The organism is Streptomyces sp. GQFP (assembly GCF_021545335.1).
Lineage (GTDB): Bacteria > Actinomycetota > Actinomycetes > Streptomycetales > Streptomycetaceae > Streptomyces.
In genome coordinates this window covers 7,162,229-7,176,246 of record NZ_CP089312.1, presented here as the reverse complement: position 1 = coordinate 7,176,246, position 14,018 = coordinate 7,162,229, and the positions used below count along the sequence as shown (strand labels likewise).

Here is a 14,018-nt window from a genome sequence, read left to right as displayed (position 1 = left end):
GTGGGTCAACGACGGTCGGTCCGCAGCAGTACCCGAGTCGTCGGGAATCGATCGGTAAGCGAGAGATGGACTCGCCAAGGAGTCCGGGTACCAACTGGGCCGGGAACAGCGGGACGCTCTCATCAACTCGACGGGCCACGTCCGGGGTGGTCCTGAGCACCTCGATCGTGCGGCCGAGTTGGCCTGCGGTCTTGACTGCTTCGATCAAGGCGGGCAACCGACCCTCATCGGGCCGGTCTCGCGAGGGCGGGGCCATGAGCAGCGCGCGGTGGCTGGGGCGAGCGCAGTTGGCGACGACCCGGACGATCGTCTCCATCAGCCGCGGTTCGATCAGTCGGGCGTCAGGGTGGTCGGAGTGTCGGGCGATCACCCACGCAGAGCCCGAGCGGTGGGGGCGCCGGGGCGCCCGGGACCGTTCGCGGCGCGCGGGTCGTCGGTGCGGTCGTGGTGTCATGCCCACTCCCCTGGATGCGATGGGCTATCTGATGCGCTGTCACCGCAAAAGGCCGGGATACGGGGTTGTTTTGGACACCGTGCTGAGGTGTCTGCTGCTTCGTCGAGCTCGCACCGGTCTCGGTCCCCGGCCGGACCGACCAAAGGAAATCCGCTGGCGGCCCTCTGTGGATTTTCCGCCATGACGCGGGATACACGATTAAACCTGCCCTATGGCAGTTCTTTTAGAGCGAGAACCGTGATACCGACAGGTCGCGTGACCGGCTACTGCGACACCAAGAGGCCACTAAATATACAGGTCAGGAGCCACTGAAGCCCTACTAAGACCGAAATTAGCCCACACCAGGCCAGCACGACCACCTCCACAGAAAAGGAGAATAATTAAGGCAGCTTTAGTAGAAAATTAGCTTTCTCAGCGAATCACCCTGTTGCCGTCTTGTCCTTTTCTTGTCGGCCGCCTGGATTCCTTGAGGCGTCATCCTCCCGCCTTGTGAAGGAGTCCTCTGATATGGCCGACAGGCATCATGCCCGACACGCCCGCGCCATCAGCCAGCCGTTGCCGCTGGATACGGCGAGGGAATGCTTCACGCTGTTGGTGACCGGCCCTCAGCCGTTGTCCTTGGACGGGCGACGCTACGCGGGACTACCCAACCGGCTTGTCCCGCTCAATGAGTTGCGGGACCGGATGCTGCGTCGGAGCTGTCCGCGGCGCACCCGGGACGAGATCTGGGCGCACCTGGTGCGGCAGTCGAGGGAGCACGGGGCGACGTGGACGCTGGCGTGCACCGGTATGGCGCTGCCGGCGCTGGCCGGGGTGGCTCGCTGGCTGGCGGCCCGGTTCCCCGATGACGTGTTCGATGTACATGCCGAGGTGCTCTCCGGGTTCCTCGGCGCACTCGCGACGATCGATGTCGACCGGCCGCGTGTCCTGGTGCGACTGCGGTGGGCCGCTTACCGCTCCGGGTTCGCGGCACTGTGTGAGGCGTTGGACGCACCGATGCCCGTGGCCGGTGCGTTCCGGTCGGCGCCTCCGAAGGCGCCGTGGGGTCACCCGGACCTGGTGTTGGCGGAGGCAGTCCGGCAGTCGGTCCTGAACCGGACCGAGGCGGACCTGATCGGTGCCACCCGACTGGAAGAAACCCTCGTCACCGACTGGGCCAGTCGCAATCACATGACCACGGAAGCCGCCTACAAGGCGCGCTGGCGCGCCGAGCGGCGCCTAGTCGCGTTCCTGCGCGAGCAGGCCGACTCCGCCGACCCGGACGACCCTGTCGCTTCCCATGTCGTCAGCAGCCTGACTCCTGCGGCCTCTACCAGCCACAGCCCCTTAAGGTCACGCAGCGTCACTCCTGAGTCCCCGGGCGGCCCGGCTCGACCGGGTCGGAAATCCGCGGCGGCAGTGTCCAAAACGGGCTCCGATTCCGGCCTTCTCGCGTGCGGGGAATCCACACCCGCCCGCACGCCCCATGTGTCTTCGGAGGTGCCAGGATGCGTCTGATCTTTCTACGCTCCGATCGTGCCCGTATGGCCAAAAGCGCAGCAGAACACGAGCCGCGGCAGAGGCCCCACAGTGCTGGGCTGCGTCGAGGGCTGTGGCTGGCTGGCTTGACGGTGCTGGTACTCGCCGTCGTAGTCACCCGGGCGCACGGCGCCGCCGAGACGGTCGAGGTTTTGGCACTGGAGGCATCGGTCAACGCCGTGCTGGAAAACATCCGTGCCTGGATCATGGGAATTCTGGCTGGCCTGGCCACGGTGTTCCTGTCCGTCGGCGGCGTGCGCTACATCATGGCCGGGGACGAACCTGGCGAGGTGGAGAAGGCCAAGACCGCGTTCAAGAGCGCCGGTTGGGGCTACGGGCTGGCCGCCCTGGCCCCGCTGGTGGTCGAGATCCTCAAGGGGATCGTGGGGGCCTGATGACCACCACCGAGGCCACCGCCGCCCTTGACCGCCGGTTCCCCGGAGCAACTGGTGCCTTCCAGTCTGCGGCCGTACGTCCGGCACCATCTCGCCGGTCTCGTGCGGCCGGCCACTCCCGGCGGCGTCGTTGGCATCATGTTGTGGTGCTCGGCCTCGTGGTCTTGGCCGTGCTCGCGTCGGTGTTCTCTGCCTCTGCCGATCCAAGTCCGAGCCCCGGCCCGCAGCCGACCACGACCGCTTCCTCCGCGCCCCTGCCGGCACCGTCCGGTACAGCGTCCCCGTGCTCGGGGGCGGACTGTATCCCTCAGCCCAACACGTCGGCCGAGGCGGTGCCGACGGCGGGCCTCACTCCCCCGGCCCAGGTCTCCGACGGTGGCGGCGTCGGTGGTGTGGCCGGGTGGATCGCCAAGGGGATCAGCAGTGCGATCACGGGCTTTTTCAAGTCGGTGATCAAGTTCGCGCTCAACCCGCTTCTGGATCTGCTCAGCGGCACGCTGCTGGCCACGCCGAGTCTGTCGTCGATGCCGCGGGTCGGGGAATTGTGGGCGAGTTCCTGGCAGATCGCTGTCGCCTGCTACGCGCTGCTCATTGCCCTCGCCGGGATCGTGGTGATGAGCCATGAGACGGTGCAGACCCGCTACTCGGTCAAGGAGATCGCGCCGCGGATTCCCTTGGGATTCCTCGCTGCCGCGCTGTCGCTGTTCTTTGCGGGCAAGGCAGTCGAGCTGGCCAACGGCCTCTCCCGCGCCACTACGGGCGGCGGCGTCAACGCCGACACCGCGGGCCTGGCTCTGCGCGACTTCGTCCTGAGCTCCTTCAACTCCGCCGACGGCAGCATCTTCATGGTCCTGATGTGGCTCGTGGTCGTCGGGGTCCTGGTCGCTCTGCTGCTGACGTACGTCGTCCGCGTAGCTCTGACGGTCATTCTGATCGTCGCAGCTCCCCTGGCTCTGATCTGTCACGCTCTGCCGCAGACCGATGGCATCGCCCGCTGGTGGTGGAAGGTCTTCACCGGCGTGCTGGCCATCCAGGTCGCTCAGTCCCTGGCGCTGATCACTGGGGTGCGGGTGTTTTTGACGCCCGGGGGGTTCGGCCCCGGCGGACTGTTCGGGCTCACTGGTGACGGGCTGGTCAACGTGCTGGTCACGCTGGCGTTGATGTACATCGTCTTCAAGATCCCGTTCTGGATCCTGGGGTCGATCCGCTCCGGGCACGGCCGCTCGTTCGTCGGCAGGGTGGCCCGCGCCTACATCATGTACAAAACCTTCGGGTTGCTACGCGGCGGCGGTGCGCGCCGGACACCTCCCTCCGGAGGCTCCGGCGGGGCAGCCAACTCTCCGCCGCCGTCCGGGCCAGGGCCGTCTGCGGGCGGTCCGAGCCGACGGAGCGGCGGCGGGAGCCCCTCCACCGGCGGGTCAAGCCAGCCGGGCGGCAGCCCGCGTCGGCGGCCGGGACCTCCGTTGTTCCTCCAGCCGATTCCCATGGTCCCCGAGCGGGACCAGCCGATCGGCCCCGCCAGCGGCCCGCCCCCGATGCCCGAATTCCGGGCTCCCGCCGGCCCGGAATCTGGCACATCCCCTGCCCGGCCGACCCCGCGGCCGACTCGCCCTCCCGGCTTGCCGATGTTCCAGGCACCCGGCCGCACTGGCCCCGCCCCTGCGACCAGGGCGACCGGTCGGCCTCCAGTACCAGCCCGGCCACGCTTCCAACAGCCCGCTCCACAGCCCCGCATCCCGCCCCGGCACTCCACCCGGCCGCCCGCAACCGCCGCCTTCCGGCCACCGGTAACCGAGCCCCGAACTCCTGCCATGCGGCACCCGCGCACCAGTGCTCCGCCCCCGGCCGTCTTCAGCTCCCCACCACCCACCAGCGCCCCGCCCGCGAGGCGCACCTCTCCCCCACTTCCGCGCCGTACCGGCGGCACCCGCTCGGGAGGTGACCGGTCATGACCCAGCCCGTGCGTATCCCCTCCGATGTCGACCGCGAGGACACCGTCCTGGCCAACTTGACTGCCCGTCAACTGATGATCCTGGCCGTCACCGGCATCGTGCTGTACGGAGCCTGGTCCATCACGCGCATCTTCGTGCCGCTGCCGGTTTTCCTGATCCCTGCTGTCCCCGTCGCTTTCGCCGCTGCCTTCCTGGTCCTGGGCAAGCACGATGGGTTGGCGCTGGACCGGCTGGTGCTTGCGGCCCTGCGTCAGCGACTGGGCCCCCGCTACCGCGTGAGCGCCCCGGAGGGCATCCACCCCGCGCCGGCCTGGCTGTCCCAGCAGGTCACGGTGGGTGAAGAGGAGGACGCCGCTACGGTCGCTCCGGCCGTACTGCGGCTGCCTGCCCAAGGTGTCACGGAAACCGGCGTGATCGACCTCGGCACTGACGGGGTGGCGGTGGTGGCGGTGTGCAGCACCGTCAACTTCGCGCTGCGCACCCCGGCCGAACAGGACTCCTTGGTCGCCGCGTTCGGCCGGTACCTGCACTCGCTAACCGCCCCCGTCCAGATCCTCATCCGAGCCGAACGCCTGGATCTGTCGGATCAGATCGCCGAGTTGCACGCGCACGCGCCCTCCCTGCCGCACCCAGCGCTGGAGGCCGCTGCCCGCGAGCACGCCGATTACCTCGCCCAGCTCGGCCGCACGACGGATCTGCTCCGCAGCCAAGTGCTCCTTGTCCTGCGCGAACCCCTTGGCAAAGCCGCCCCGGTCGACGGGCTCGGCGGAACCTCGCCCCTGGCCGCGCTCACCCGCCGCAAGGCCGCCCCGCAGCCGACTCCAGACGACGGTACGGCGCGGCGTGCGGCTGAGGCGCGTCTGGTGCGCAGGCTCGGCGAGGCGGTCGAACTCCTGGGCCCCATCGGCGTCTTCGTGACCCCGCTCGATCCTGGGCAGGCCACCGCGGTCCTGGCTGCCGCGTGCGATCCCGACAGTCTGCTGGCACCGTCCTCGGCGCTCGCCGGAGCCGACGACGTCATCACCACGGTCACCGCCGACGAGGAAAACCGGTTCTCGACAAACGCCGGTTCACCGGCGGAGCAGCCCGCCACCCGAGTTCGCGGCTGGACCGATGAAGAGGGTGCAGCGGGCTCTGGGCGCGCTCGCTTCAAAACAGGGGGCGTTGCGTGAAGCGATCCGGAAGCCGCCTGCGGCAGCGGGCACAGGCGGGGGCGGCCCCGGGTGGGGCCGGGGCATTCAGTCCTGATGCCCTGGCTATCACACCCCGGTATCTGCAGGTCGGGAGCGAATGGGTGGCCTCCTTCGCCGTCACCGGCTTTCCCCGTGAGGTGCATCCGGGCTGGCTCCAGCCTCTGCTGGCCTACCCCGGCCGGGTGGACGTCAGCCTGCACATCGAGCCGATCGACCCCATCACCGCCGCCCAACGGCTCAAGCGGCAGCTGGCCAAGATGGAGTCCGGCCGCCGCTACACCCAGGACCACGGACGACTCCCCGATCCGCAAATCGAGGCCGCCACCGAAGACGCCTACGAGCTCTCCGCCCGGGTCGCCCGCGGAGAGGGCAAACTGTTCCGGCTCGGCCTGTACCTGACCGTCCACTCCACCAGCCACGACACCCTGATCGCCGAAACAGCGGCCGTGCGGGCACTGGCCGCCAGCATGCTGCTGGACGCCAAGCCCACCACGTACCGCACTCTCCAAGGCTGGGTGACGTGCCTGCCGATGGGCCTGGACCTGGTGCGGATGCGCCGTACCTTCGACACCGCGGCGCTGTCGGCGGCGTTCCCGTTCACCAGCCCCGACCTGCCCCCGCCGGATCCCACATCGGTCGCCGCCCCCTCGGGCGTGCTGTACGGCTACAACATCGGCTCCCAAGGGCTGGTCCACTGGGACCGTTTCGCCCTGGACAACCACAACAGCGTGATCCTCGGCCGCTCCGGCTCGGGCAAGAGCTACCTGGTCAAGCTGGAGCTGCTGCGCTCCCTCTACCGCGGCGTCGAGATCCACGTCATCGACCCCGAGGACGAGTACACCCGCCTCGCCAACTCCGTCGGCGGCACCTGCATCCGCCTCGGCACCGACGACGCCCACCTCAACCCGTTCGACCTGCCCATCCACACACGCCCCGACGGACGCCGCACCGCGCCCAAAGACGCCCTGATACGCCGCGCACTCTTCCTGCACACAGTCCTGGCCGTGCTCCTCGGTGTCGAACTGGCGCCCACCGAGCGGTCCGTGTTCGACCAAGCGATCGCCACGACCTACCAGCAGGCGGGCATCACCTCAGACGCTCGTACCTGGACGCGGCCCGCACCGCTGCTGGCCGATCTGGTCGCCACCCTCCACCGCTCCAAGGACCGCACGGCCAGCGAACTGGCGGCCCGGCTGCACCCGTTCGTCGACGGCGCGTTCTCCGGCCTGTTCGCCGGACCCACCACCACCCGGCCCGACGGTCACCTCGTGGTGTTCTCGCTGCGCGATCTGGCGGACGAACTCAAGCCCATCGGCACGCTACTGATCCTGGACGCCATCTGGCGCCAGGTGTCCAACCCCACGGTGCGCCGACCACGATTGGTGACCGTCGACGAGGCCTGGTTGCTGATGAACCAAACAGCCGGAGCCGCGTTCCTGTTCCGGATGGCCAAGGCGTCCCGCAAGCACTGGGCCGGTCTGACCGTGGCCACCCAGGACACCGCCGACCTACTCGGCTCCGACCTGGGGAAGGCGGTCGTAACCAACGCCGCCACCCAGATCCTGCTGCGCCAGGCCCCGCAAGTCATCGACGAAATCAGCCGGACGTTCGATCTGTCCGAGGGCGAACGGCAGTTCCTACTGTCGGCCGACCGCGGCCAAGGGCTGCTGTCCACCGGAACCCAACGGGTCGCCTTCCATGCCATCGCCTCGCCCACCGAGCACTACCTGGTGACCACCGACCCGGCCGAACTCGCCGCCTACGCCGAATCGAACGCCTCCACGACGGCCGACGACTCCTTCCTGGATCTGGAAGCCGCCGATCCCGACACGGAGGCGTTCGAGGCCGATTCAGGTGTCCAGATCGATCTGGACACCTGACCGAATCCGCTTCCCAGCCCAGGCGATCCGGGCTCGCTCTCAACACCCGACCTGGATGCCTGGGCTGTCCCGCACCACGTCCGCGTCCCCCATCCGAGGGGAGTCTTCATGTCGTCTCCCGAATCGACGCCCTCCCTCAACGCTCCTCGTCCCGCGCGGTTGCTGACCCAGAACCGTGAGTTGCGCGCGATCGGCGTATGGAACTGGTCCCTGCCCGCGTGGGCGGGCCGGCTTCCCGATGGCCGTACCTACAACACCTGTCCCTCGGCGGGCATCTGTCGGCATGTCTGTTATGCACGCCACGGCACCTACACGTGGCCGGTCGTGCGGGCCAAGCACCAGGCAAACCTGCGGTTCGTGCTCGATGACCTGCCTGGCTGGCAGCGGGCAATGATCGCGGAACTCGGTGCGGACAAGTTCCGCGGTACCTGGATCAGGATTCATGACAGCGGTGACTTCTTCTCCGACGGCTACGTGATCGCCTGGTTGCACGTCATCCGTGCCCGCCCGACAACGAACTTCTACGCGTACACCAAGGAGATCAGCAGGTTCCGCGCCCTGGTGGAGCCCGACGCGCCAACCAACTTCCTGTGGGTCTACAGCTTCGGCGGCACCCAGGACTCCGCGCTCGATGAGGCGATCGACCGGGTGGCGGATGTCTTCCCCGACGAAGAGGCGATCGCCGCCGCTGGATGGCACTCGCAGGAGGCCAACGACCTGCTCGCCGTGCTCGGTCCTCACTTGGTCGGCATCCCGGCCAACCGGATCCCCCACTTCCTCAAACTCCTCGGGGGCCGCACCTTCCGCTCCTGGCAGGCCGAAGTCGACGCCGAACGCCAGGCCGCCCGCCGCAAGCGCGGCGGTTCGCAGGTGGCGGCCAGCCCAGCGCCGGACGCTCCCGGCCGTCCCTCGGCGGGGCAACGCGACCGCGCCGCCTGACGGTTCGGCGCCGTCGTCGGCGTTCCTCTCTACTCACCGGAGGCTCCTCGACATGCTGATCGGCCCTGCCCTCGCCGCATCGCGGTTCTCTGCTCCCGCCAGTCCCGACTCCCCATTGGGGAACTATCTGCGCGACCCGGCAGACGCCGTTCACACCCTCCTCGATCACGCGACGCGCGGGGCCATCACCTGGGGACCGATCGCCGGTCCGGCCGTGGCAATCGCTACCACCGCGCTTGGCTGGGCGCGCTGGTGGTGGCGCCGCCGCTGCCGCCAGACCCTCGCACTGGACGCACGGCTGGTCAGGGTACTGCCCCCGCCCACTGCCGACCCGGCAGGCGCCGAAGCCCTCTGGACGAACCTGCTGGGGCTGCTGCGGCCCGCCTGGCGCCGCCGAGTGACCGGTCAACCGCACCTGGCCTGGGAGTACGTTTTCGACCGCGAGACCGTCCACCTCCGCTTGTGGGTGCCCGGCGTGATCCCGCCCGGGATGGTGGAGCGGGCCGTCGAGGCCGCTTGGCCCGGAGCCCGCACTCGCACCACACCCGCGCCTACCCAGATCGCGGCCCCGAGCCAGGAGATCGAGGCCGCGGGCGGCGACATGCGGCTCGCCCGCAGCGAGGCCCTGCCCCTCCGCACTGTCTTCCCGGCCGACCCGATCCGCGCTCTGCTCGGCGCACCCGTCGGCCTCGGCCCTCACGAGCAGGCCGTCGTGCAGATCATGGCCCGGCCCGTCACCGGACGCCGTGTGAAGAAAGCCCGCCGAGTCGCCCGGCACACCCGTGCCGGCCGCTCCGCCCGTCCCGTCGGCCGCCTGCTCGACCTGATCACCCCCGGTCAGCGCACCCGCTCCCGTGCCCGCCACTCTGCCCCGGTCGTGGACCGGCAGACCGCGCTGACCACCGCCGCCGAAGACAAGGTCATCGTCGCCAAGCAGCGCGGCGCCTCCTACGAGACCCGCGTCCGCTACGTCGTCACCGCGACCGTTCCCGAAACCCTGAACGCCGAACAGCGAGCTGCGACGCGTGACCGGCTGCGCGGACGGGGCCACGCCATCGCCTCGGCGTTCGCGGCCTTCACCGAGCACAACTACTACCGCCGCGCCCGGCTCCGCCGCCCGTTGCCACATTTAGCTGAACGCCGTCTCGACGGCGGCGACTTGCTGTCCATTCCGGAGCTGGCCGCGGTCGCCCATCTGCCGTGGGACGAAGCCATCCCTGCCCTGGAACGGGTCGGCGCCCGCGCCGTGCCGCCCCCGCCCGGGATCGCCACCGTCGGCCCAGCCGTCAGGCCTATCGGCCTGAGCGACTCCGGCCACTCCCGCCCGGTGGGCCTGCGGGTGCCGGATGCCCGCCATCACCTGCACATCCTCGGTGCCACCGGCTCCGGCAAGTCCGAGCTGATGGCCCGCATGATCCTGGCCGACTCCGACGCGGGGCGCGGCCTGGTGGTGGTCGACCCCAAGGGCGACCTGATCACCGATGTCCTGATGCGCCTGCCCGAGGAACTGGGCGAGAAGGTGGTGCTCTTCGATGCCGACAGCAAGAGCCGCCCGCCCGTCCTCAACCCGCTCGAAGGCGCCGACGCTGCCCGGACGGTCGACAATCTGGTGTCGATCTTCTCCCGCGTCTACGCCTCCTCCTGGGGACCGCGCACCGACGACATCCTGCGCGCCGGCCTGCTCACCCTGCGCCATCTCCCTGGTATCCCCGTCCTCACCGACCTGCCCAAGCTGCTATCGGTGCCTGCCTTTCGACAACGCGCCGTCGACCAGATCCACGACGACGTGCTGAAAGGGTTCTGGTCCTGGTACGACGCTCTGTCCGACCCTGCCCGCGCCCAGGTCACCGCCCCGCTGATGAACAAGCTTCGTGGCTTCCTGCTGCGCCCCTTCGTCCGCGCCGCCCTCGCCGGAGGAGCCTCCACCATCGACATGGACCAGGTGCTCAACGGCGGGATCTGCCTGGTCCGTATCGCCAAGGACGCCCTGGGTACCGAGACCGCCCACCTGATGGGCTCCATCGTGGTCGCCCGCACCTGGCAGGCCGCCACCCGCCGCGCCCGCATCCCCCAAGGCCAGCGGCAGGACGCCGGACTGTATCTCGACGAGGCGCACAACTTCCTCAATCTGCCCTACGCGTTGGAGGACATGCTCGCCGAGGCCCGCGGCTACCGGCTGTCGATGACACTGGCCCACCAGTACCTGCGGCAACTGCCCAAGGAACTGGAGGAGGGCATCAGCACCAACGCCCGCACCAAGATCTTCTTCAACGCGTCACCGGAGGACGCCCGCCACCTCGCTCGGCATACCGAACCGCGGCTGACCCCACACGACCTCTCCCACCTCGACGCCTTCCACGCCGCCGTACGACCGGTCGTCAACGGAGCCGAAGCCCCCGCCTTCACCGCAGTCACCGAACAGCTCCCGTCGGCGATCCCAGGCCGGGCCAAGCGGATCCGCGCCGCCGCGCGCCGCAACGCCCGCCCTCAGCCGGTCTCGACCCGCAAGGGGACCGGCGGGCAGACGGCGGATCCGCGCCGCCCCGCCTGAGCGCTCGGGCTCCCGCCCGGCACCCACCATGTGCGGCGGCCAGCCGTATCGCCGCTCCACGCCCCGATCCCCTCTCTCTACGGAGGTGCACCGCCTTGATCACCAATCCCACGCCCCAGCGCTCCCTGCGCGGGCACCAGCCCCAGCGTCCCAGCCAGCGCACCGCCGTCACCAGCGGCTACGTCGCCCAACTCGCCACCCGCATGACCGAGCGGGACCGGTGGCTGGCGCGCGTGCTCTATGAACACCGGGTCCTGACCACCCACCAGATCGTCGAGATGGCCTGGCCGTCCGTTCGGGCGGCCAACATGCGGCTGCTGCGGCTGTACCGGTGGCGGCTGATCGACCGGTTCCAACCCTTCGTCACGTACGGCACCGCCCCCATGCACTACGTACTCGACCTCGCCGGGGCCTCCCTGCTCGCCCGCGAGGACGGTCTAGACCTGCGCGACCTGGACTACCAGCACGACCGGGCGATCGGCGTCGCCTACTCCCTGCACCTGGCCCACACCGTCGGTACCAACGGCTTCTTCAGCGCCCTCGTCGCACATTCCCGCCGCCCGGACACCTCCGGCCGACTCACCACCTGGTGGTCCGAGACACGCTGCGCCAGGCACTTCGGCGACATCGTCCGCCCCGACGCCTATGGCCTCTGGCACGAGCACAGCCCCGTGCCGACGGCGTTCGAGTGGTTCCTGGAGTTCGACTTCGGCACCGAGCGCCCGGACCGCGTCGGCCGCAAACTCGCCGGATACGCCAAGCTGGCCGCCACCACCGGGATCATCACCCCGGTCCTGATCTGGGTGCCAACTGCCCGCCGGGAAGCCCGCGTCCGCCAAGCCCTGGCAGCCGCCTTGGCCGACCTCGATGATCCATCGCTGGTACCCGTGGCCACGTCCAGCGCGGACTTCCTCAGCGGCCACGACAACGACCCCACGGCGGCCCGCTGGCAGCCCCTGGACGTCCGGCAACCCCTCACCCGGCGTCTACGCCTCGCCGAACTGACCCACGCCTGGCCACATCTGCCGCCGTTGAACAGTTCTTCGAGTGACCCTGCACAGGCCAGCGGCGACGTGACCAGCGGCCCCCTGCCGCCCTCCCCAGTGCCGCCCGGCCCGTCGGACCGCCGCCCACAGCGGTGATCGCTCATGGGAAAGATCGCTGCCGCGGCCCTGGGACTGCTGATGCTGGTCGCTGTCCTCGGCGGCGCCGGAGCAGGCGGCATGCTGTCCGGCTTCGGCAGCAGCGGCACCCATCCCAGCGCCAGCGCCCTCACCGACATCCCGTCCGACTACCTCGCCCTGTACATGGGCGCCGCCACCACCTGTCCCGGGCTGGACTGGTCCGTCCTGGCGGCCGTCGGCAAGACCGAGTCCGACCACGGCCGCTCCGCCCTCCCAGGTGTGCACAGCGGCACCAACGACGCCGGCGCCCGCGGCCCCATGCAGTTCCTGCTCCCCACGTTTCAGAGCGTCATCGCCAAACACCCGCCGCCGCAGGGCGGAGCCACTCCGCCCTCGCCGTACAACGCGCACGACGCGATCTACACCGCAGCCGCGTACCTGTGCGACTCCGGCGCCCGCGACGGCCGCAACCTCACCGACGCCATCTACGCCTACAACCACGCCGACTGGTACGTCTCAGACGTCCTCACCCAAGCCCAGGCGTACGCCAGCGGCGCAGGTTTCGGCGCCGACGCCACTCCGACCGCCGCCGCCCTGCAGGCAATCAACTACGCCCAAGGACAGCTCGGACTCCCCTACGAATGGGGCGGCAACGGCCCCAGCACCGGCGACGCGGGATTCGACTGCTCCGGCCTGACCAGAGCCGCCTATACAGCCGCCGGAATCTCCCTGCCCCGTACCGCCCAGGCGCAATACGATGCCGGCCCCCGCATCCCCGCAGGACAGCAACTCAAGCCGGGAGACCTGGTGTTCTACGGCAACCCCGGCGGCGTCATCCACCACGTCGGCCTCTACACCGGAGGCGGACAGATGATCGATGCCCCTCGCCCGGGAAAAACGATCAGGATCGAGCCGTACCGGTACCAGGGAGACGACTACGCGGGTGCCACCAGGCCCTTCAAACTGACCACACGTTCGATTGGTTGAATGTTCGATTCCCGGACCGTATGCGTCGTTCTGCCAGCAAGTATGAGAAAACGCCGACCAAGAACAGGAAGAATTCTCCACGCGAGCAGAGCGGGAAGGGGCCGCATGACGCCGCCGGTGAGTGTGGCGCCTCGGGCGGGCTAACAGGGCCTGGGGCACGCAACCAGACTCACGTCAGGGCTTGCGTTGCGTGGGCAATCCAGGAGCTGCCTCGGTGTGGTCGGTGAGCAGTTGACGCATGGCCTCCTCGGCCGCCGCGCCATTGCCGGTAACGAGGGCATCCACAATTTGAGCGTGGTGCGCCAGCAGGGCCTTGTTGCCAGGGCTGCAGCCGCCGAGCACGTCATCGGGATCTTGGGGAGCCGCTGCCACGATCCTGGAGAGGTGCTCCAGCACGCGGTTGTCCGCGATCTGGACAAGCAGGGCGTGGAACTCCGCATCGGCGCGAGAGAAGGCGATCCCGTCGCCTTGCTCAACGGCGTGCCCCATGCCCGCGACCATGGCCGCGAGTTGAACTTGTTCCTCGTCGGTTCCGTGCCCGGCGGCGAGACGGGCGGCGAGCGGTTCGATCGTCCAGCGCAGCTCGCTCAGCTCGCGGCGCTGATCGTCGCGCTGCGGCCCGAAGGCACGCCACTCGATGATGTCGGGGTCGAGGAGGTTCCAGTCGCTGACGGGACGCACGCGCGTGCCCACGTTCGGCCGGGCGCTCACCAGGCCCTTGGCCTCCAGGACACGGAGCGACTCACGGACGACGGTGCGGGAGACCTCGAAGCGCTGGCCGATCTCCTCGGGCACGAGCAGGCGGTCCGCGCCCAGGTCGCCGGAGACGATCATCTGGCCCAGCTGCTGGACGAGTTGACCGTGCAATCCACGGCCTCGGCGACCGTTGATGCTGGGGGTGCTCACGGCTGGCCCTCCTCGCTCGCGGTCGGTCGCCACGTGTCGTTCTCGCCCTTAATGAACCAGCGCTTGCTCTTCATAGCCACTCCTTGATCTCTCCGAAAAAAATTCCTTCATAGAAATAC

At 69.3% G+C, this 14,018-nt stretch carries 10 protein-coding genes; 9 read left to right on the top strand and 1 reads right to left on the bottom strand.

Translation table 11 applies throughout. The features are described from left to right. The first annotated feature begins 961 nt into the window (after positions 1–961). The 9 genes from LUX31_RS32425 to LUX31_RS32385 all read left to right on the top strand — a co-directional run bounded on the left by LUX31_RS32425 (position 962) and on the right by LUX31_RS32385 (position 12,993). A complete protein-coding gene (locus tag LUX31_RS32425; RefSeq protein WP_235478866.1) occupies positions 962–1,951 on the top strand; it encodes a hypothetical protein in 990 nt (329 codons plus the stop codon). A 113-nt stretch (positions 1,952–2,064) separates the two neighbouring features. Further along, positions 2,065–2,367, top strand: a complete 303-nt coding sequence (locus tag LUX31_RS32420) for a pilin (RefSeq protein WP_235480134.1) — start codon at positions 2,065–2,067, stop codon at positions 2,365–2,367. Between the two features lie 332 nt (positions 2,368–2,699). Next, entirely contained in the window at positions 2,700–4,319 is a 1,620-nt protein-coding gene (locus LUX31_RS32415; RefSeq protein WP_235478865.1) for a hypothetical protein, read from the top strand. After that, entirely contained in the window at positions 4,316–5,491 is a 1,176-nt protein-coding gene (locus LUX31_RS32410; RefSeq protein ID WP_235478864.1) for a PrgI family protein, read from the top strand. Before LUX31_RS32415 ends, LUX31_RS32410 begins: the two co-directional genes overlap by 4 nt. 122 nt (positions 5,492–5,613) lie before the next feature. Then, a complete protein-coding gene (locus LUX31_RS32405; RefSeq protein ID WP_235478863.1) occupies positions 5,614–7,392 on the top strand; it encodes a VirB4 family type IV secretion system protein in 1,779 nt (592 codons plus the stop codon). Between the two features lie 108 nt (positions 7,393–7,500). Further along, positions 7,501–8,331, top strand: a complete 831-nt coding sequence (locus LUX31_RS32400; RefSeq protein WP_235478862.1) for a GP88 family protein — start codon at positions 7,501–7,503, stop codon at positions 8,329–8,331. Positions 8,332–8,383: 52 nt separating this feature from the next. Continuing rightward, entirely contained in the window at positions 8,384–10,882 is a 2,499-nt protein-coding gene (locus LUX31_RS32395; protein ID WP_235478861.1) for a helicase HerA domain-containing protein, read from the top strand. Positions 10,883–10,977: 95 nt separating this feature from the next. Next, a complete protein-coding gene (locus LUX31_RS32390; RefSeq protein ID WP_235478860.1) occupies positions 10,978–12,024 on the top strand; it encodes a replication-relaxation family protein in 1,047 nt (348 codons plus the stop codon). Between the two features lie 6 nt (positions 12,025–12,030). Next, positions 12,031–12,993, top strand: a complete 963-nt coding sequence (locus LUX31_RS32385; RefSeq protein WP_235478859.1) for a C40 family peptidase — start codon at positions 12,031–12,033, stop codon at positions 12,991–12,993. 174 nt (positions 12,994–13,167) lie between these two features. Here the strand turns inward: LUX31_RS32385 and LUX31_RS32380 are convergent, their stop codons facing one another. Further along, the gene (locus LUX31_RS32380) at positions 13,168–13,899 is read right to left on the bottom strand and encodes a FadR/GntR family transcriptional regulator (RefSeq protein ID WP_328285711.1); all 732 of its coding nucleotides are present in this window, start codon (positions 13,897–13,899) and stop codon (positions 13,168–13,170) included. Positions 13,900–14,018 lie beyond the last annotated feature (119 nt).